The sequence below is a fragment of the Flavobacterium sp. genome, assembly GCF_024710485.1.
Taxonomy (GTDB): domain Bacteria; phylum Bacteroidota; class Bacteroidia; order Flavobacteriales; family Flavobacteriaceae; genus Flavobacterium.
The window spans coordinates 37,989-59,351 of record NZ_JANJUQ010000005.1 but is presented as its reverse complement, the minus strand read 5'-3'; the positions used below and the strand labels follow the sequence as shown (position 1 = coordinate 59,351).

Genomic DNA, 21,363 nt, shown 5'->3' with positions numbered 1-21,363 from the left:
ACTCAAGGTGACGAAGTTAGAACTTTGAGAGTAGTGAAACGATAGGTTTTTAATTGTGAATTACGAATTAGGAATTACAAATTCGAGTTCGTATAATTTAGATAATAATCCCTGTCTCTGAAAAGAGGCGGGGATTTTTTTTGCTACAACTATTCGTTATTTGGTTGCTTTGTTTCGGCGAAGTGAATTTTTATTCTGTTAGGCTGTTTTTTATTGTCGGTAATGGGTTTTTGTTAAGTGTTTTATTGTGCTAATTCCAGCTGGTAAGACATTATTTATTTTTTTTAGTCATCTGATTGAAATACCGCAGTTAACATTATTTTTTCATTATGAATGGTTACTTATTTGGGGTATTTAGTAGGCTAACGTTCATTTTTTTTTATCTTTGTAAATGTTAATATTTTTAACACTTTATTATTAAAAAGCAATTAATTCAGCATTAAATACTTTTGGCTTTGTGTACAGTTTTGCTTTGTTCTCCAAATACTAACTATTAATAATTTATATTAACCATACATTACCAATGTTTTTAAAAGATAAAACCTTATTGATTACCGGAGGAACCGGCTCACTTGGGAAAGCACTTACATCCCACATACTTACGGCTCATCCTGAAATTAAAAAATTAATTATTTATTCCAGGGATGAACAAAAGCAATTTGAGATGGCTCAAGATTATCCAACGAGTAGTTACCCGCAGATTCGTTTTTTTATTGGAGATGTGAGGGACAGAGAAAGATTACTTCGTGCTTTTAAGGAAGTAGATTTTGTGATTCACGCTGCGGCTATGAAACACGTTCCAATTGCGGAGTATAATCCGGATGAATGTGTGAAAACCAACATAGGTGGCGCAGAGAATGTAATTCATGCCTCACTAGAAACTAAAGTAGAGCGGGTTGTGGCTTTGTCGACAGATAAGGCTTGTGCTCCAATTAATTTATATGGTGCGACCAAGCTTACTTCGGATAAATTATTTGTGGCGGCTAACAATATAAAAGGGCATAATCCCATTCGTTTTTCGGTAGTTCGTTATGGTAACGTGATGGGGTCTAACGGTTCTGTTATTCCTTTTTTTATCAAGAAACGAAAAGAAGGTGTTTTGCCTATTACCGATCCTGAAATGACCCGTTTTAACATATCGTTACAAGGCGGTGTTGACATGGTTATGCATGCTTTGGAGCATGCTTGGGGCGGTGAGCTTTTTGTGCCTAAAATTCCATCATACAGGATTTTAGATGTAGCAGAAGCTATTGGGCCTGAATGTAAAAAAGAGATTATCGGCATCAGACCCGGTGAAAAAGTACATGAAGAGATGATTACCGCTTCCGACTCTTTTTATACCTATGATTTAGGGAAATATTATGCTATTTTACCTTCAAGGCCTAATTGGTCATTGGATAATTTCACTACTACGTTCAAGGCTGTAAAAGTACCGGTTGGCTTTACCTATAATTCGGGAGAAAACACGGAATGGGAAACCATTGAAACCATGAGACAGCTCATTAAAGAACACGTTGATGAGAGTTTTACACTATGAGAAAAGCTATACCTTACGGAAGACAAAACATTACTGCCGAAGATTTAGCTGCGGTAGTTGCCACTTTACAGTCAGATTATTTAACCCAAGGACCGAAGATTGCCGAGTTTGAAAATGCTTTTGCCCAATATATAGGCAGTAAGTATGCGGTGGCCGTAGCTAATGGTACTGCAGCTTTGCATTTGTGTACTTTGGCTCTAGAGGTTAAACCCGGGCAAAAAGTTATTACAACGCCCATTACCTTTGCTGCTTCAGCCAATTGTGTTCGCTATTGTGGTGGAGAAGTTGTTTTTGCTGATATTGATCCGGAGACCTATCTTTTAGATTACAATGCTGTGGCGGCCTTACTAGAGGCTGCTCCCATGGGAACCTATCAAGGGATTATACCGGTAGATTTTGCAGGAAGAGCAGTTGATCTTGAGAAATTCAAGGCTTTGGCCCAACAATATAACCTTTGGATTATTGAGGACTCATGTCATTCACCCGGAGGCTATTTTACGGATTCAACCGGAACGGTACAAAATTGCGGTAACGGAAATTTTGCGGATTTAGCCATTTTTTCTTTTCATCCTGTTAAGCACATAGCTTCGGGTGAGGGAGGGATGGTTACTACCAACGATGAAAAGTTGTACCAAAAACTGTTACAATTAAGAACTCACGGTATCGTTAAATCGGAAGATTTATATACCAATACTATTGCATTTGCCGGAGGCGAAAACAATTATCCTGCGTGGTATATGGAAATGCAGGATTTAGGCTTTAACTACAGATTAACCGATTTTCAAGCTGCACTTGGTTTAAGCCAGTTGAAAAGAGCGGATGAGGGTATAGTCAGACGTCGGGCAATAGCCCAGCGATATGCTGATGCTTTTAAGGGGAAATCTTTCTTGAAAGGACAGTCGGGTGTAGTTGAAGGCCATGCTTATCATTTGTATGTATTGGAAACAGACGATCGATTGGGCTTGTATAATTACTTGAGAACACAAAATATTTTTGCTCAAATTCACTATATTCCTTGTCATTTAATGCCTTATTACAGGCAATTTGGTTGGAAAGAAGGCGATATGCCTAATGCGGAACGCTATTATAAGCATTGTATCAGTTTGCCTATGTATCCAACACTGACTGATGAAGAACAGCAGTTTGTAATTGATGAGGTTGTAAATTATTTTAACTCATAATGAAAAGGATAGCTGTTTTCGGTGCGTGCAGGGAAGGACTGGAGGTTTACAGAAGTCTATATGCTTCTTCGATTATCAGTCATGAAGCCGTTGTGTTTGACTTTCTCGACAATGATAGTCGATTGCGTGGAACCACCTATGAAGGTATTCCTGTTTACAGTCCGTATGATGCGGATTTATTTGTTTATGACACAATAGTGATAGGAATTATAGCTTTTGAACGTGTACAAGAGCAGTTGGTTTCTTTAGGCGTTTCGACAGGAAAAATTAAACGATATTACTCAGAGGCCTATTTTAGTGACAAAGCTCGCAGTGTAGGGATGGCTAAGATTGGAAAATATTCCTATTTTAAACCCAGCACTATTTTATACAATGTAGAGATTGGCAATTATTGTCATATTGGAGCTGATTGCAGGTTGGGTTTGATAGGACACGATGTTAGCCAGTTGACCACTTATCCTTTTGGTTACCAGTTTGGTAAAAATAAAGAAGATTACGATTGCTCTAAAGACAGTACTTCCGACACTAAGAAAATGAATGTACTTACGATAGGTCATGATGTTTATATAGGTGAAGGCGTAACTATTATGTCGGGAATCGAAATTGGTATAGGTGCTGTTATCGGTAGTAAATCGGTGGTGACCAAAGATGTTCCTCCTTTTACCGTATTTGCAGGAACTCCTGCCAAAATGATAGCTGAAAGGCTCACACTAGCACAGCGCAATGCTTTGTTGGACAGTCAATGGTGGGAGCATGATAAAGAGGCTGCGGCCTCTATTTTAGAAGCTATTGCCCATTCTTAGTTTGCCTAATGAAAGAGAAGTTAATTTTAGGAACAGTACAGTTTGGTCTTGATTATGGGATCAACAATACTCAAGGTTTGCCCAACGAGTCTTCTGTAATTGCCCTATTAAAAGAAGCCTACGGTTATGGTATCACTGAGCTCGATACAGCAGCTGCTTATGGCGTTGCGGAACATAGAATAGGGCTTTATCATGAAGCCAATCCGGAGGATGCGTTTTTAGTTAATACAAAGTTCAGTAAGGATGTTGCGGTAGATTGGTTTGCTTCTTTGAAGGCCAGTATACAAGCCATGAAGGTTGAGGCTGTGCATACTGTAATGTTTCATTCTTTCGAAGCTTACCAACAAAATAAAGCCATTTTATCTGAAATTTATGCACAGGGTTATCCCCGATATTTTAAAAAAATAGGAGTGTCGGTTTATACCAACGAAGAATTAGAAGCATTGCTTTCTGATGATTTGATATCGGTTGTACAATTGCCTTTTAATATGTTGGATAATGCCAACCTGAGAGCCACCATGCTGATGGCCTTAAAGGATTCCGGAAAGGAAATTCACACCCGTTCTTGCTTTTTACAAGGATTGTTTTTTAAAGACAGTAATGCTTTACCGGAAAAGCTTGAGCCTTTGCGTTTTTATTTGGATGAAATCAAAAGCATTGCCAATGATAACAAACTTGACATCGGCCATTTGGCCTTGCAATATTGTTTGACCAAACCCTATATAGATAAAGTTTTAATAGGTGTTGAAAGTATGGAGCAGTTGAACTTAAATTTACAGTGGAGCAGTGTTGTCATAAAAGCTGAAGCTTTATTGGCCATTGACCAAATTAATGTAGCAACTATAGAATTATTAAACCCTTCAAAATGGTAGCACCCAAAGTAATATTGGTTACCCAAGCCAGAATAGGAAGCAGCAGGTTTCCGGAAAAGGTATTGCAAAAATTAGGCGATGACACTTTGCTTGGGGTTCATTTGAAAAGATTAAAAAAATCGGTCTTGGCCCAAAAAATTATGGTGGCCACGACTCTAGAGCCCAAATCGGAACAAATAGCTGCTATAGCTAACCAAGCCGGAGTCTCTTTTTACCATGGTTCTACGGAAGATGTTTTAGACAGGTTTTATAAAGCTGTAGTTGACTATCAACCTGATTATGTAGTAAGGGTTACTTCGGATTGTCCGCTAATTGATGCTAGTTTGATCGATACAGTAATTGAAATGACTATAACGAACCAACTCGATTATGGAGCTAATGTTTTAGTTGAGCATTTTCCTGACGGTCAAGATGTAGAGGTTTTTACTTTTGCCGCTTTGGAGCAGGCTTGGCGTGATGCTACATTATTGTCAGACAGGGAACATGTGACGCCATACCTCAGAAAAAATGCGGATGTTAATGGCGGAACCCTATTCAAGGCTATGAATTTTGCGGCTCCTGATAATTATAATAAAGTTAGAATGACAGTAGACGAACCTTCCGATTTGGCCACCGTTGCGCTTTTGATAGCGCAGTTGGGAACAGACAAGGATTGGAAAACGTATACCGACTATATTTTAGCACACCAAGATGCTTTAAGCAACCAAAGCATCATCAGAAATGAAGGTTATTTAAAATCATTAAATCAAGATACCCATGAATAACAGAACCGGACAAAAATTGTATGAGAAGGCAAAATCACTCATTCCCGGCGGTACCATGCTTTTATCCAAAAGACCGGAAATGTTTTTACCGGATCATTGGCCCAGTTATTTTTCAAAGTCGAAAGGCAATAAAGTTTGGGACTTAGACGGTAATCAGTTTACCGATATGTCTATTATGGGCATAGGTACGAATACCCTAGGTTACGGTCATGACGAAGTTGACGCAGCAGTAATGCAAACGATAAAGAACGGCAATATGAGTACTTTGAACTGCCCAGAGGAAGTCTATTTGGCTGAAAAGCTAGTGGCTATGAATCCTTGGGCTGATATGGTACGTTTTGCCAGAAGCGGCGGTGAGGCTAACGCTATTGCCATTAGAATTGCGCGTGCGGCATCCGGCAAAGACAATGTAGCCATTTGTGGTTATCACGGTTGGCACGATTGGTATTTGTCTACCAATCACAACAGTGGTGATGGTCTTTCGGGACATTTATTGCCGGGTTTAGAACCGGCCGGTGTGCCTAAAAATTTGAAAAATTCGGTTTTCCCTTTTCACTATAACAATATTGAGGAATTAGAGCAAATTGTAGCCACTCAAGATATTGGGGTCATCAAGATGGAAGTGGTGCGAAATTTTGGTCCGGAAGATAACTTTTTACAAAAAGTTCGCGATTTGGCAACTCAAAAAAATATAGTGTTGATTTTTGATGAATGTACTTCCGGTTTCCGAGAAACATTTGGCGGGATTTATAAAAAATATGGCGTTGAGCCGGATATGGCTATGTATGGTAAAACTATCGGTAACGGTTATGCTTTAACCGCAGTAGTGGGTAAGCGTTCGGTGATGGAAGCGGCACAAAAAACCTTTATCAGCAGTACTTTTTGGACAGAGCGCATAGGGCCAACTGCCGCCTTGAAAACACTAGAGGTGATGGAACGCATCCAATCATGGGACATTATTACTGAAAAAGGGAAACAAATGCAGCAAGGTTGGCAAAAGTTGGCCGACGCTCATCAGTTGTCTATTACCATTTCAGGGATACCATCTTTAACGACTTATGCCTTTAACAGCGATGATGCTTTGCTGTTCAAAACTTTTATCACGCAGGAAATGCTGAAAAAAGGATTTTTGGCCAGTACTAATTTTTATGCTTCCATTGCGCATGAAGATGTAGATTTCGTACAGTATTTTGAAGCTTTGGATTCGGTTTACCATCAAATCAAAGCGCATCAGAACGGCGATGTTGACCTTCATACACTTTTAGAAGGGCCCATTTGTCATTCCGGATTTAAGCGATTAAATTAAACACATGCAATATAAAGTTTTAGCGCAACAAGAGTTTGCTCATGCCCACTACAAAATTGTCCCCATTCGCTATGAGGACAGGATTGCTATTATGCAATGGCGCAATGAACAAATTTACCATTTGCGACAACAAAAACCATTAACCCTTGCAGATCAGGAGAATTATTTTACAAATGTCGTTTCGGGTTTGTTTGAACAGGAACAACCGAATCAAATTTTATTTTCTTATCTCGAGAATGATCAATGTATAGGGTATGGCGGTTTGGTGCATATTAACTGGAATGATCAGCATGCTGAAATTTCATTTATTATGGATACAGTCCTTGAGCAGGAAGCTTTTAGTGAGCATTGGACTATTTACCTCTCTCTCATTGAAAAAGTGGCTTTTGGAGCACTAAAACTGCACAAGATTTTTACTTATGCCTTTGATGTGAGACCTCATTTATATCCCGTGCTTGAGGCCGCGGGGTTTAAAAAGGAAGCGGTTTTAAAAGACCATTGCTTTTTTAACAATCAATTTAAAAACGTTATTATTCATGCTAAGTATCAAACTGCGTTTGAGCTCAGGAGGGCAGTTCCTGCTGATGTAGATGTAACTTTTAATTGGGCTACTGATGCCGTAGTGCGGAGGTATGCTTTGTCTCAAAATGCCATAGCATTTGATGATCATAAGGCATGGTTTGCTTCAAAAATTTCAAACGAGCAGGTTTTTTATTACTTGGCGTTTGTTGATCATGAACCCATAGGATCTATCCGATTTGATGTATTTTCGGACGAGGTTGTTATTAGTTATTTAATCGACCCTAAGCATCATGGAAAAGGATGGGGAAAGAAAATTTTAGAAGAAGGTATGATTCAGTTTGATAGCGATGCCCACACCGCTCCCGTGGTAGGGATTGTAAAAACAGACAATGTAGCCTCGCTTAAAATTTTCAGGGATTTGCATTTCAGAGAAGAAAGAATTGACGATAATACCGTAAAATTTACACGTAGATGAAAATAAAACATTTTGATATCCATAAGCATTCTAACGTTTTTATTATAGCCGAACTTTCCGCCAACCACAATGGAAGTTTAGCGGTTGCTTTGGAAACGGTTAGAGCCGCTAAAAGAGCCGGTGCCGATTGTATCAAACTGCAAACGTATACCGCTGATACCATAACTATAGATTCTAAAAAGGAAGATTTTTTGATTAAAGGTACTCTGTGGGAAGGAAGAAATTTATATGATCTTTACCAAGAAGCGTTTACGCCTTGGGAATGGCATCAGGCCATTTTTGAGGAAGCCGAAAGGAATGGATTGGTTTGTTTTTCTTCCCCTTTTGACAAAACTGCGGTAGATTTTTTAGAATCGTTACAGGCTCCGGCCTACAAAATTGCTTCCTTTGAAATTACGGATATTCCTTTGATAGAGTACACGGCTTCTAAAGGGAAACCAATTATTATTTCCACAGGTATCGCTACTATGGAGGATATTGAAATGGCCTTAGCCGCTTGCCGAAGAGTGGGGAATAATGACATTGCTTTATTGAAATGTACGTCAAGTTATCCGGCCCCAATAGATGAAGCTAATATGGTGATGGTAAAGGATTTTGAGGAGCGATTTGGTGTTATAGCCGGTTTGTCTGATCATACTATGGGCGCCACCGTTCCGGTAGTAGCCACCTGTTTCGGGGCTAAAATTATTGAAAAGCATTTTATTTTAGACCGAACTATCGGAGGACCAGATGCTTCTTTTTCGATGAATGAACAAGAGTTTACCGATATGGTAAAATCGGTAAGAGAGGCCGAGAAAGCTATGGGTGTAGTTGATTATGAATTGACCGAAAAGCAAGCCAAAGGGAAGGACTTCTCCCGATCGTTATATGTGGTTAAGGACATAAAAAAGGGTGAGGTAATTACCGAGGATCATGTTAAGAGTATCAGACCCGGTTTCGGATTGCATCCTAAATACTACCACACTATACTGGGGCAAAAGGTTGATTGCGATTTAGAGAAGGGAACCAGAATGCAATTGGACTTTATAACCAATTTTACCAATGACGAAAAGTAACAAACATATGGAAACCCAAAAGACCAATGTTTTTTTAGTAAGAACGCAGTACCATGTGTTGATGGCTGTGAATACTATTTTTAGCCAATACCGCGATTACCACAATATCATTTACTACTTAAAGGGTCGAATCAGTAACGATTTTAAAAGTAATGAGCCGTTTATTGAATTCCGTGAATTGGAACGAAATAAATTTGGGAATACTGATTTTGTTGATGTTATCAAGGCTTTTAAGCCCGAGCGTTTTTTCTTTTTCCAAGAAAACTGTTCCGAAACTTTGTTTTTACTGACCAAGCTCTCCAAAGCAGGGATTACAATTTCATTGTTGCAAGACGGTACTAAACCTTACCACCATTACAAAAAGAAACGCCTTTTGTATTGTATCCTAAGAGATACGCTTAACGATTACAAAGAAATGTTTCAGCGAAAACAAGTGGCTTGGATTGGTTTTCACAACAATTACAAATATGCTTTCTCTAAAGAAGTTGATGAAGTTTGGTTAACTTATCCCGAAAAATACAACAACCGAACCCAAAAGAAATTGGTGCAACTGCCTTACTATAGTGAGGAATCTATTGCCTTCTCCAATCAATTATTTCATTTTAAAATTGATTTTGATGTTGATTCCATCCTTTATTTGGGACAAGCTTGGAAACGGATTTATTGGGAAAGAGAAAAAGAAATTTTTGACTATTTATTAGCCAAATTTCCTGATAAAAAAATCATCTACAAAGCCCATCCCAATTCGGAACCCGGGCAGTTGGATTTGTACAACAGTTATCCGAATATTAGGGTGATTAAAGATAAAATACCGGCAGAATTGTATGTGTTGATCATGAAAAACACCATCATTTTGAGTGCGGCGTCTACTTCAATGTTTGCCTACAATGATAGCTGTAAGTATTATTACACCTATAAACTTTATAATTTCGGTAATATTTTTACACAAATAGATATTGGAAATCCTACCTCACACATAGTGAATATTGATCATTTGGACGAAATTGAATTTTAAAATGTTAAAAAGAATATACCATAAATTCCAATCTAACGATTTGCTGAAGACCGGGTCGTATTACAGCTTGTCGAGCACCGTTAATAGTTTTGCCAAAATGTTTGTAGGCATCGTAATTATGAGGTGGTTGAATCCTTATGAGTTGGGGTTGTGGAATGCTGTATCTATTTTTTTAGCTTATATTCCTTTTTTTCAATTGGGTATACAGAATGGTTTATCTATTGAGTTGCCTATTTTAATGGGAAACAATGATGCCGACTACAAAAAGTATATAGCATCGGCCCGATGGTACTCGTATTTTATTTCCATTTTATTTATGGTTGGCGGGTTGATGGCAACGCTAGCTTCGCTTTTTTTTGCGGATAGTTTTGAACTTACGCTGGGTATAGGCACCATTTGCATTATTGCGGCGAGTACTTCGCTAACCTTACATTTGATATCCACTTTTCGGACCTCTAAATCTTTTGATAAGTTAACCAAAATATACATTATTGAAAGTATTACCACTTTATTGGCTACTTATTTGGTATATCAATATCACTATTATGGTATTTTGCTGTTTAATATTTTGATAGTGGTACAACACACTGTACTCTTATATATTTATTCTCCTTACAAAGACATTAAACCGGAATATTCTAAAACCTTTTTACAAAAGCTCCTAAAAAGAGGGATGGTTATTATGTTGTTTTATCAGTTAAGGGTCTTGGCTCAAAGTTTTCCCAGATGGATTATATTGGCTTTGGGAGGCGTATTGCAGTTGGGGTTGTTTTCTCCGGCGATGGCTTTGAAAACAATGATGAATTTATTGCCCAGTCAAATCAACCAATTTTTGCAACCCCAGATGGGATTTAAATACGGTAAGGATGGAAAAGCCTCATTGCTTTGGCCGCATATCAACAAAATGATTTGGATTTATCCTTTGATATGTTTGCCTGTTACCATAGGGGTAATATTGTTTATGCCCTATGTAGTGACTACTTTTTTTCCGAAGTATACGGCCTCAATACTTTCCATCCAAATCATGTCGGTAGCCTTTATTTTTTCCAGTTATGCTACCACTCATAATATTTTATACACGCTCAAGGCCTATAAGGAAGCTTATGTTTTTTTATTTTTTGAATTGATAGGTTATGCTGCTTTTCCTTTTTTATGCTACTTTACTTTTGAAACCGATGTTTTAAGTAGTATTTCAATAGGAATTCTTATCAATTACATCTTTTTATATTTGTTTAATTATTTTTTGTTGAAGCAGGTACTTTTTGCTGATAAATACAACACTAAAATCACTTAATGATAAGAAAATCATGAATCGCAGCATTATTCCTAAATTACTTTTTGTTTTTATATGGCCATTTCCCGCTATGGTGAGTGTGTTTAAAGACTTGAAGTCGAAATATTTGTTGCTTTTTTTCATGCTGTTTGCAGTATTTGTTGGGATTAACTTTTTAGAGGGGCCCAATTCTGATATGTACCGGTATGTTACTTCCGCTGTTTATTACAGAGATAATTCGTTTGTAGAAATTTTTTTAGAAAAGGACTTTTTTTATCCTTTGGTTTCAAAGTTGATAACCCTTATTTCTACTAATTTTTACTTTATAACGATTTGTTTTACCACTATTTACTATTTTATATTTTACAAGTGCATCAAAGTAATAGCTGACAATGCTGATCCGGCTTACCAGACTTATTTGCCTTGGTTTTATGTTTTGGCTTTGTACACCGTTTTACCGTTTACTGTAGTTACTGCTTTCCGTTTCAACTCGGCGGTGTTGTTCTTTTGTTGGTGTTTGCTCGAGTATACGTTGAATAAAAAACGAAATTTTCTTTACCTTATTTTGTTAACCCCCTTTATTCACTTTTCGTTTTTGTTTTATACCGTTTTGCCCTTTGTTTTTTTATTGATCAAAAACTTAAGAAAGCGCGTGAATTTGACCCTATTGATATTTGGACTATCGGTAGTGTATTCTAATACCAATTTATCAGGTTTTGTAGATACCTTTTCCAAACAGTATTTAACGGATAGTATCTCTACCCAAGTTGACGCTTACACCTCTGAAGAAGGTCAGGAAAACAATAGTAAAAGATATGCAAAAGCAGAAAAAGAAGGCTCTGCCAAGAGGGCAATCAATAGGGGAATCATCACTTATTCTCGCCAGATTTTAATGTTTAGTTTGTTGTTTTTTATCCTTAAAAGGAGAAGATTTCTGATGCAGCATAAGTTTTATGAAGACCTTATGATTATGGCATTGCTTTCCTATTCCTTAACTAATTTTGCATCGTCAGTGCTTCATGGTAATCGCTTTTTTTCGGTCAGTAACTTCTATTTTTACTTTGTATTGTTTTATCTTTTGACAACGGTTAAATTTTCATATGCCCAAAACAAAAAATTTTATTACGAGAACAAAAGACTTTTTCATTTTATAAGTCTTTTGATAGTGTTGAATTTCTTCAATTTTACTTATATGGCTAAAATTGTTTTTAATTTACCCAATCTGTTTTTTGGTAATTGGCTCACGTCTTATTTTATTATAAACGGTTAATCTTAACAAAGTACAACCATGGTTGAAAACATTAAAAACATACTACTCAATGCAAAGGGATTTCGTTCGAAGCGAAAGATATTGGTTATTGAGTCGGACGATTGGGGTTCTGTAAGGATGCCTTCCGTTCAGGCATACAATGCTCTTTTAGCAGCCGGGATAAGGGTAGATCAATGTGGTTATAATCGGTTTGACAGTTTGGAAAATACCAATGATTTGACTGCGCTTTATGACTGTTTGTCGGCAGTAAAAGACCAAAACGGCAACTCGCCCGTAATTACCGCCAACACCATAGTAGCCAACCCGGATTATGAGATTATTAGGGCCTCTAAATTTGAACGTTATGCCTATGAAACAGTTACGGAAACGTATCAAAAATACCAAGGTTCCACACAAACCCTAGACATTATTAAGCAGGGAATGGCCGCGAAAATGTATTTTCCGCAATTGCACGGTAGAGAACATGTTTTTATTAAAAATTGGATGCGCGCTCTTGAAAGCGGTGATGAAGTGACCCGATTGGCCTTTGATAATCAGGTTTATGGGTTGAGTACCACTATAGTCAACGCTAAAAGGAAAAGTTTTTTAACTGCACTTGACCTCGATAATTTTGCTGATATTAAAACGCATGAAGTTATACTAAAGGAAGCCCAAGAGCTCTTTCAGGGTGCTTTCGGATTTAAGTCTACTTCATTTATAGCTGCTAATTATACTTGGCATCCGTTGCATGAAGCCTTATTGCATAAAATAGGTGTTGATACCCTACAGGGCAGTAGGGCTCAAAAAGTGCCCGGTGATTATGAGGGGTATAAAACCATTAAACACTATATGGGAGATTCTAATAGCCTTGGTCAAGTTTATCTGATAAGAAATGCCGGTTTTGAGCCTTCAACCAGACCGAATGTAGATTGGCAAGCTAAGATTACCAAAGAAGTACAAGCCGCTTTTTTAGTGGGGGCTCCAGTAGTTTTATCCACACATCGAGTAAATTTCATGGGCGGTTTAGAGGAGCAAAACAGGACTCAGAATTTGCAATTATTCGGTCGCATCCTCACCGATTTGGTAAAGCGCTATCCGGATATAGAATTTATGAATACAGTACAATTGGCTAACCACATAAGAGCATCAAAGAAATGAGTTATGATATTTTAGTTTGCGGCGATTTTTATGTTGGCCCCCACGCCGGCGGAAGGCTTGAGCCTTTGGTTGAGCGCAGAGAGTATGCTACCTTATTTGGGGAACTTTACCCGGATTTGCAGCAGTCGGCATTAACCATAGTTAATTTAGAGGCACCTGTAATTACTTCCGGTCAACCAACGTCTAAGACGGGTCCGGTTATTTCAATGAAGCCCATTGTTTTAGGAGCTTTGCAAAATGCAGGGGTGAATTTGGTAACCTTAGCCAATAACCACATTATGGACTATGGCGTTGCGGGATTTGAGGAAACTTTGACACGATTAGAGCAGTCTGATATAGCTTTTGTGGGTGCCGGAAAAACCAAGGCTGTCCGAAAGCAACCTTATATAAAAGAAATTAAGTCTAAAAAAATAGCCATCCTTAATGTTTGTGAGCATGAATGGATTACGGATGCCAAAAGTGAGGCTGGTGCTAATGGGGTTGATGTTATTGACCACTTTACTCAAATTCAAGAGTTGCGGGATTCGGTCGATTTTATTTTGGTGATCTATCACGGCGGAAACGAATACCATCCGTTGCCTACGCCGGAAATGAAAAAGATTTTCAGGTTTTTTATCGATGCCGGTGCATCTGCTGTAGTTGGTCACCATACCCACACTTTCAGTGGGTATGAGTTGTACAAGGACCGCCCTATTTTTTACAGTTTAGGTAACTTTATTTTTGATAGTAACAAGAAGGCCAAGGGCGAAAATTGGCATACCGGTATGGCTGTTGGATTTACCATAGCAGAAGCGGCAATGCGTTTTGAGGTGATTCCTTTTTCCCAACACGAAGCCACCTTAGGTTTGACTAAATTAGAATCGAACCGACTTAAAAAATTTGAAAACACTATACAACATTATAATGCCATTATTGCTAATGATGAGCGCTTACAAGAGGAATATGTTGGGTTTGCCCAAAAAATGGGATTACAGTATTTGTCCTTTATAAATCCCTATGAAGGCAAGTTGAGTTCACTTTATAAAAAAGGTTTGTTGCCCTCTGTTTTTAGTAAAAATAAATTGTTGTTGTTGTTGAATTTGGTTCGTTGTGAATCCCACAAACAGTTGTTAACAATAGTGTTACAAGACGCAATTAAAAATAAAAGATAGCCCATGAGAATAGCTATACACGATACACCCGGCTCATTTTCCTCAAAATGGATTGCATATTGTCAGGAAAAAAATATCGACTACGGCCTTGTAAATTGCTATGATTCTGATATAATGGAACAGATGAAATCGTTTGATGTACTGTTATGGCATCACCAGCAGTCGCATCCTACCGATTATTTTATGGCTAAAAAATTGCTGGAAGCTTTGGAGTTTTGCGGTAAACTTGTGTTTCCAAACCACAACACCGGCTGGCACTTTGACGATAAAGTAGCGCAAAAATACCTTTTCGAAGGCTTGGATATTGCTACGCCACAAAATCATGTTTTTTACGATTTGAAAACACTTAGAAAGTTTGCCAAAACATGTTCTTATCCTATAGTATGGAAGCTAAAAGGCGGATCCGGGAGTAGGAATGTGAAATTGGTTAGGAGCGAATCCGAATTGATTAGTATTGGTAAACGCATGTTTGGCTCAGGGATAAGAGAATATGATGCCATAGATGGCATAAAAGAAGCCGTAAGGAGATACAAACTAGGGAAAAAGAAGCCTATTGATATCCTTAAAGCTATCGTCCATTTGGTTTACCCTGTGAAATATGAGCGTATGAGCGGTAAGGCTTGGGGTTATGTGTATTTGCAAGAGTTTATTCCCAATAACGATTCAGATTATCGCGTTATTGTAATCAAAGATAAAGCCTTTGCTATTAAACGGTATACCAGACCTAATGATTTTAGGGCCAGTGGTAGTGGTTATATAGAATACCAAAAAGAAAACTTCGATGACGAATTGCTGAGGACTTCTTTTGCGATAGCCGATAAAGTTAAAACACAATGTGTGGCTTTTGATTTTGTATATAAAAATGAAAAGCCCTTATTGGTTGAAATGAGCTATGGTTACCGAAAAGAAGGGTACTACGATTGTGAAGGCTATTGGGACAGTAACCTAAATTGGTATCCCGGAACTTTTAATCCTTATGAATGGATTATTGAAGATTTGAAGGTTGCGTTTTTAAACCAAAATAAAAACACTTGAAAGCAGTAATTTTAGTTTCTCCCAAATTAGGAATAGGAGGTATACAGCGTGCCATGACGAACTTAGCCAATTGGTTGTCCAATAATGGCTATCAGGTGACTTTTATTTCGTGTAAAAAAGAGGCCTTGTTTTATGATTTGGATCCTAAAGTAACCCTTATAGTTCCGCCCAAAGCCCATCCCGGCAAAGGAAGGAATTTGGTTTTTCATTATTGGTTTATCATTCGGTTTTTAAGACAGCAATTTAAAACAATACCGGCTCAAAACGTTATTTCCTTTGGGGACAGTTTTAATCCTCTTGTGTTGATTGCAGCTGTGGGTTTGGGTAAGAAAGTGCATGTTTCAGACAGGACAAGTCCGGATTACAAGTTTAAATGGCACGTGAAATGGCTGAAGTTGCTTACCTACCGATGGTCGCATACGTTTATTGCGCAAACTTCGCGGGCAGCCTTATGGAATGAGAAAAAGTTTAACAATAAACTTAAAATAGTTGTTATTCCCAATCAGGTTCGTGAGGTTGTTTTGGATGCGGCAGCTCCAAAAGATAAGGTTGTTTTGTATGTAGGTCGGTTTGCCTGGGAGAAAAATCCTGCTGCATTGATTAAAGCTTTTGCTAAGCTTCAGCAAAGAAAAGATTGGAAATTGGTTATGTTAGGCGATGGACCACAGTTGGATGATATGAAACAATTAAGCCAAACACTAGGTGTGGCAACGCAAGTTGAGTTTAAGGGTCAAGTGAAGGAAGTTGACTACTATTTTTCAAGGGCTTCCGTTTATGTGTTGCCTTCTGTTTTAGAGGGTTTTCCCAATGCATTGTGTGAAGCAATGGCTTTTGGTTTGGCATGTCTGACATCTTCAAAGATTCCTTATGCCGATTTAGGACAGCATGAGGAAGATTTTTTAATAGCTGACCCTGATGATATTGATTATTTTAGCCAAATGCTTCAACGATTGTTAAATGATGAAGCTTTGCGGTTTTTTTTGGGGAACAACGCCAAAAAGATTAACGAACGCTTATCTTTGGAAAAAATTGGACAACTTTTCGAATCCATTATGCAACACTAAAAATAACTAACCACAAATGAATTTTTTATATAAAGTATTTTTTTTCATACCCAACTTTAAAAGTTTGGGATTTTTAGGAAAGGTTATCAATAAAGCGGTTTCCAAGGGGTTTTATTTTATAATGAATAAAACCGTTCCTAAATATTACGCTGACACCCAATCAGACAGTAAGTATGCTTTAAACAACGACAAAAGAGATTTTGAACTCATAGTAACCCTAACTACAATTCCTTCAAGGTTAGACAATATTTGGATAACCTTGGAAAGTATTTTTCGTCAGTCTTACAAACCTGATAGAATTATGCTTTGGTTGTCTGATGAAGAATTTAACGATATTGTTTTGCCTAATAGTTTATTACAACTCAAAGCCAGAGGTTTGGAAATTAATTATTGCGAAAATTTACGTTCTCACAATAAATACTATCACACTGTTGTTAATAACCCGAATGCCACTATTATAACCGTTGACGACGATATTATTTACACTGAGAATATGATTGCCAATTTGATGCAAATGCATGCTGAGTTTCCGGGTGCTGTGTGTTCGAATATGTCCCATTTGGTGACCTATCAAAACGGTAAATTGGTGCCTTATGTAAAGTGGAAGCCCACTTACAAGAAGATACTTAAACCCACTCATCGATTAATTCAGTTAGGGGTGTGCGGTGTACTTTACCCGCCTAAGGTTTTGCCTGAAGTTTGTTTTGACAAGGCACTCATTAGGGAGTTGAGTTATGGTTCGGACGATGTATGGCTCAATACCATGTGTTTGATTAATAACACTCCGATTGTTACCAACAAAACATTCAACAAGTACTTCTTAACCATTAGCGGATCCCAAAAAGTATCGTTGTTAGCTATTAATTCTTTTCAAGGCAGAAAAGACAAGATATTGGAGGCGGTTCACCGGTATTTCAAAATTACAGAACAAGATTTTAATAAAGAAGTAAAAATAAATACAAAATAGTAAGTTATGAAGATTGCAATCTTTGGTTTAGGTTATGTTGGCTGTGTTTCTGCAGGCTGTTTGTCTCAAAAAGGAAACACCATCTATGGCGTTGATGTAGATACCAATAAAGTAAATTTAGTGAATTCCGGTAAGGCTACCATTATTGAAGACGGATTAGACGATTTGATAGCTGAAGGCGTAAAAATTGGCAATATTACGGCTACAACTGATGCCGAATGGGCTGTTTTAAATTCGGATGTTGGGATTATTTGTGTTGGAACTCCTAACACTGCCAACGGTCATTTGAATATGGAATACATCACTAAAATTTCTGAACAAATTGCCTTTGCTCTAAAAAAGAAAGAGGATTTCTACACCATTACCATTCGCAGTACAGTAATGCCCGGTACTAACTTGGAAATTTGTAACTTAATATCTTCGATTTCAAATAAAGAGAATGATAAAGGGTTTGCAGTAGTATCAAATCCCGAATTCCTAAGAGAAGGTAATGCCATAGTGGACTTTTTTAATCCTCCTTACACCGTAGTGGGATCAACCTCTCCAAAAGGAATTGAAAAAACGAAAGAGATGTTTTCTTTCCTTGACGCTCCTGTAAAAGTAGTTGGTGTTGAGGTTGCGGAAATGATTAAATTTTTAAACAACTCTTTCCATGCTTTAAAAGTAGCTTTTGCCAATGAAATAGGGAGGCTTTGTAAATCCCTTACTGTAGACAGTCACGAGTTAATGGATCTTTTTATCGGCGATACGCAGCTCAATATTTCACATCGCTACTTAAAACCCGGACTTTCCTATGGTGGTTCTTGTTTGCCAAAAGATTTGAGAGCGCTTAACATCTTAGCGCACGATAAATATGTGTCCATTCCTGTTTTGAAATCTGTAGCAGAGAGTAATATTACCCATAACAATTATATTTTCGACTTGATTAGTGCCAAAAAAGTACACAAAATTGGTATAGTTGGACTATCATTTAAAGAAAACACCGATGATTTGAGATTCAGTCCGAGTTTAGAATTGTGCGAAAATTTAGTTGGTAAAGGTTATGCTATTAAGATATACGATCAAAATATAAATCTTTCCAGATTAGTGGGTAAGAATAAAGATTTTCTCTTCAGTCATTTGCCTCATATTAATGTATTGTTAATTAATGAAGTCGACGACTTTTTACAAGACTGTGATTTGATTGTTTTTGCCCAAAGAAGCAATCATGTATTGGAACAGTTGGATCGCATTAAAAAGGATACCATAATATTAGATCTTGTTAATATCGATAAGCTTAAGGCATTCGAGAATTATGAAGGTTTGTGTTGGTAATTAATCCGGTTTTATAATCAGAATTACTTCGATATGATAAATGTACTAAGAAAATCTTATGTGAATTTCAGGGGTTGGAGTACCAATCGTAAATTGTTACTCATAGAGTCTGATGATTGGGGTAGTATACGAATGCCTAACCGAGAAGTTTACAACCTTTTATTGTCGAAAGGGTTACCGGTAGACCGTTCAAGATATTCCAAGTTTGATACTTTGGAATCGACAACAGATTTGGAACGATTGTTTGAAACGCTTACCAAGGTTAAAGATAAAAACGGTAATGCCGCTTGCCTTACTGCCAACTATTTGGTAGCTAATCCTGATTTTGAGAAAATCAAACAAGATGGTTTTGAAAGTTACCATTATGAAGATGTTATTCAAACGTACCATCGCTATGGTAATGTTGCATCTATCAAACAGCTCATAGACACTGGTACGAAAGAGAATATTTTTTATCCTCAATTTCACGGTAGAGAACACATTCATCCGCTAAGATGGCTTTTTTCGGTTAATCATTGCCCAAATGAGCGTTTGTGTTTTGATCATTTTGCCATTCCCGGAGTTCCTTTGCATTGTGCTCCCGAGACCACCAAAAAGTTTTTGGCATCATATGATTACTACAATCTTGAAGAAAAACAATACAACGAAGAAGCCTTAGTGGACGGATTGAAAATGTTTGAACAAATTTTCGGTTATCCGTCAAAAACGTTTATTGCGCCTCAATCTGTCAGAGGAGAACATTTAGATGGGATTTTATATAAACACGGGGTTTTATACCATCAAAACGGGCAGCAGTTATTGCCTTCATTGGAAGACAAAAACAATTCCGTGGTTAATAAATATTGGGGTTATAAAAATGATTTCGGGATGTTGTACTGGAGGCGAAATGTGACTTTTGAACCCAGCAAAAACCCTAATTTTGATAGTGTGTCATCGGCTTTGAGCGAAATAAAAAATGCTTTTTTATTTGGTAAACCAGCGGTGATTAACAGTCATAGGGTCAATTTTATAGGATCGATTTCAGAAGCCAATCAAATGGATTCCCTTGTTAAGTTGGAGCAGTTGTTGACTAAAGTGGTTCAAATTTGGCCTGATGTAGAGTTTGTAAACAGTCAACAACTAGGTGAATATATAACAAATACCCGAAAATGAATAAAAAACTAATAGTTGGCATAACAGCACCGGGGAGCGTGATTCTAATTGCAGGTCAATTGCGTTACTTTAAAGATTTGGGCTACCAAACCTATTTGATGGCACCCAATCATGAACGCGTAATTGAATATTGTAGGAACGAAGGTTGTATTCATTTGCCGGTAGATTTAGAACGTGAAATTTCACTGCTAAAAGACCTAAAGGCATTGTATCAGGTTATTAGACATTTGCGAAAAGTGAAACCCGATGTGGTGAATTTCGGCACGCCTAAAGTGAGTCTTTTGGGAATGATAGCGGCTAAGTTGCTTGGCGTAAAAAACAGGATTTACACCTGTAGGGGTTTCCGATTTGAACATGAAACCGGGATGAAGAAAACCATTTTAGTGGGTATGGAAAAAATCACTGCCCGTTTTGCCCACAAAATCATTTGTATCAGTAATTCGGTCAGAGATTTGGGACTGGAAAACGGTATTTTTTCGGCGTCACAATCTTTGGTGATTCACAAAGGCAGCAGTAACGGAATAGATCTTAAGCGATTTAATCCTAATCAAATAAATGCGGCCGATAGTGCCGATTTGAAAAAGCAACTCGGCTATACTGAGACCCATTTTGTTTTTGGTTTTGTTGGGAGGTTAATCGATCGAAAAGGCATTAAGGAACTTTATGAGGCCTTTGCCAATTTATATCGGGAGAATGACAAGCTCAAATTATTGATTGTTGGCCCTATAGAGGAAAGTCAGATCAGCGATTTAAGCTTGATTAGCAACATGCAAAAACACCCCGGAATTTTGTTGGTTGGCACTCAAAGTAATGTGCCTTTGTATCTTTCGGTTATGGATGTGTTTTGTTTACCCGCTTGGTGGGAAGGTTTCGGAAATGTTTCTGTTCAAGCCGCTGCGATGGGGCTACCGGTGATTGCAACCGATGTTACCGGTAGTAAAGATGCTGTTTCAAAAGACTTTAACGGTTTGTTGATTTCCCCTAAATCGGTTTCAGCACTTCAACACGCTATGCAATTACTCTATGAGAATGAACAAAAGCGACAGGAGTTAGGACGGAATGGTTTAGTTTGGGCCGCCAATTTCGACAGTAAAATGATTTGGAACGAAATGGATGCGTTGTATAAATTAAAATAATGGCCAATGTTTAAATTAGTTAAAAGATTGTTTGATATCCTTTTCAACACCTTTGTTTTAGGAATGGTCATAATTGTTTTATTGCCGGTTGTTGTGTTGGTTTATATCCAAACCTTTTTTTTGGAATTGCTTACCCCAAGCCTTAACACTTATTCTATTTATAAAACAGCTACCCAAATAGGACAGTTTGTTAAAGAAATTAAGCTTACTGTTTTATACCACGCCGGAGAAGCTTTGATGTTAATTAAAGATAGATTAGAATTAGAAATTAAAAATGTGTTGTACCTAAATAAAGCTCAAAATGCTCTTTAATTCACTTGATTTTTTACTTTTT

The 21,363-nt window shown here is 37.6% G+C and carries 20 protein-coding genes; all 20 read left to right on the top strand.

Annotated elements, in window-relative coordinates:
• Positions 1-523 precede the first annotated feature (523 nt).
• The 20 genes from pseB to Q0M21_RS00680 all read left to right on the top strand — a co-directional run bounded on the left by pseB (position 524) and on the right by Q0M21_RS00680 (position 21,341).
• Positions 524-1,537 carry a UDP-N-acetylglucosamine 4,6-dehydratase (inverting) gene (gene pseB, locus Q0M21_RS00775; protein ID WP_295333311.1) on the top strand — a complete coding sequence of 338 codons (1,014 nt, stop codon included), beginning with the start codon at positions 524-526 and terminating at the stop codon, positions 1,535-1,537.
• Positions 1,534-2,718: a UDP-4-amino-4,6-dideoxy-N-acetyl-beta-L-altrosamine transaminase gene (gene pseC, locus Q0M21_RS00770; RefSeq protein WP_295333309.1), complete on the top strand. Its 1,185-nt coding sequence runs from the start codon at positions 1,534-1,536 to the stop codon at positions 2,716-2,718. The genes pseB and pseC overlap by 4 nt, the downstream gene beginning before the upstream one ends.
• Entirely contained in the window at positions 2,718-3,521 is an 804-nt protein-coding gene (locus Q0M21_RS00765; protein WP_295333307.1) for a hypothetical protein, read from the top strand. Before pseC ends, Q0M21_RS00765 begins: the two co-directional genes overlap by 1 nt.
• Positions 3,522-3,529: 8 nt before the next feature.
• Positions 3,530-4,393, top strand: coding sequence for an aldo/keto reductase (locus Q0M21_RS00760; RefSeq protein WP_295333305.1), 864 nt, complete (start codon positions 3,530-3,532; stop codon positions 4,391-4,393).
• Positions 4,387-5,157: a glycosyltransferase family protein gene (locus Q0M21_RS00755; RefSeq protein WP_295333303.1), complete on the top strand. Its 771-nt coding sequence runs from the start codon at positions 4,387-4,389 to the stop codon at positions 5,155-5,157. The genes Q0M21_RS00760 and Q0M21_RS00755 overlap by 7 nt, the downstream gene beginning before the upstream one ends.
• Entirely contained in the window at positions 5,150-6,463 is a 1,314-nt protein-coding gene (locus Q0M21_RS00750; protein WP_295333301.1) for an aminotransferase class III-fold pyridoxal phosphate-dependent enzyme, read from the top strand. Before Q0M21_RS00755 ends, Q0M21_RS00750 begins: the two co-directional genes overlap by 8 nt.
• Before the next feature lie 4 nt (positions 6,464-6,467).
• A complete protein-coding gene (locus Q0M21_RS00745; RefSeq protein WP_295333299.1) occupies positions 6,468-7,460 on the top strand; it encodes a GNAT family N-acetyltransferase in 993 nt (330 codons plus the stop codon).
• Positions 7,457-8,515: a pseudaminic acid synthase gene (gene pseI, locus Q0M21_RS00740; protein ID WP_295333297.1), complete on the top strand. Its 1,059-nt coding sequence runs from the start codon at positions 7,457-7,459 to the stop codon at positions 8,513-8,515. The genes Q0M21_RS00745 and pseI overlap by 4 nt, the downstream gene beginning before the upstream one ends.
• On the top strand, positions 8,502-9,530 hold the full coding sequence (locus Q0M21_RS00735; RefSeq protein WP_295333295.1) for a polysialyltransferase family glycosyltransferase: 1,029 nt from the start codon (positions 8,502-8,504) through the stop codon (positions 9,528-9,530). Before pseI ends, Q0M21_RS00735 begins: the two co-directional genes overlap by 14 nt.
• Before the next feature lies 1 nt (position 9,531).
• Positions 9,532-10,824 carry a hypothetical protein gene (locus Q0M21_RS00730; protein ID WP_295333293.1) on the top strand — a complete coding sequence of 431 codons (1,293 nt, stop codon included), beginning with the start codon at positions 9,532-9,534 and terminating at the stop codon, positions 10,822-10,824.
• Between the two features lie 13 nt (positions 10,825-10,837).
• Positions 10,838-12,073, top strand: a complete 1,236-nt coding sequence (locus tag Q0M21_RS00725) for an EpsG family protein (RefSeq protein ID WP_295333291.1) — start codon at positions 10,838-10,840, stop codon at positions 12,071-12,073.
• An 18-nt stretch (positions 12,074-12,091) separates the two neighbouring features.
• Positions 12,092-13,210: a hypothetical protein gene (locus tag Q0M21_RS00720; protein WP_295333289.1), complete on the top strand. Its 1,119-nt coding sequence runs from the start codon at positions 12,092-12,094 to the stop codon at positions 13,208-13,210.
• Positions 13,207-14,361, top strand: a complete 1,155-nt coding sequence (locus Q0M21_RS00715; RefSeq protein ID WP_295333288.1) for a CapA family protein — start codon at positions 13,207-13,209, stop codon at positions 14,359-14,361. The genes Q0M21_RS00720 and Q0M21_RS00715 overlap by 4 nt, the downstream gene beginning before the upstream one ends.
• A gap of 3 nt (positions 14,362-14,364) precedes the next feature.
• Positions 14,365-15,396, top strand: coding sequence for a hypothetical protein (locus Q0M21_RS00710; protein WP_295333286.1), 1,032 nt, complete (start codon positions 14,365-14,367; stop codon positions 15,394-15,396).
• Positions 15,393-16,460, top strand: a complete 1,068-nt coding sequence (locus Q0M21_RS00705; RefSeq protein WP_295333284.1) for a glycosyltransferase — start codon at positions 15,393-15,395, stop codon at positions 16,458-16,460. Before Q0M21_RS00710 ends, Q0M21_RS00705 begins: the two co-directional genes overlap by 4 nt.
• A gap of 121 nt (positions 16,461-16,581) precedes the next feature.
• On the top strand, positions 16,582-17,427 hold the full coding sequence (locus tag Q0M21_RS00700) for a glycosyltransferase family A protein (RefSeq protein WP_295333282.1): 846 nt from the start codon (positions 16,582-16,584) through the stop codon (positions 17,425-17,427).
• 6 nt (positions 17,428-17,433) lie between these two features.
• On the top strand, positions 17,434-18,741 hold the full coding sequence (locus Q0M21_RS00695) for a nucleotide sugar dehydrogenase (RefSeq protein ID WP_295333280.1): 1,308 nt from the start codon (positions 17,434-17,436) through the stop codon (positions 18,739-18,741).
• Between the two features lie 33 nt (positions 18,742-18,774).
• Entirely contained in the window at positions 18,775-19,893 is a 1,119-nt protein-coding gene (locus tag Q0M21_RS00690) for a polysaccharide (de)acetylase (RefSeq protein ID WP_295333278.1), read from the top strand.
• On the top strand, positions 19,890-21,029 hold the full coding sequence (locus Q0M21_RS00685; protein WP_295333276.1) for a glycosyltransferase family 4 protein: 1,140 nt from the start codon (positions 19,890-19,892) through the stop codon (positions 21,027-21,029). The genes Q0M21_RS00690 and Q0M21_RS00685 overlap by 4 nt, the downstream gene beginning before the upstream one ends.
• Before the next feature lie 6 nt (positions 21,030-21,035).
• Positions 21,036-21,341 carry a hypothetical protein gene (locus Q0M21_RS00680; protein WP_295333273.1) on the top strand — a complete coding sequence of 102 codons (306 nt, stop codon included), beginning with the start codon at positions 21,036-21,038 and terminating at the stop codon, positions 21,339-21,341.
• Positions 21,342-21,363: the final 22 nt, after the last annotated feature.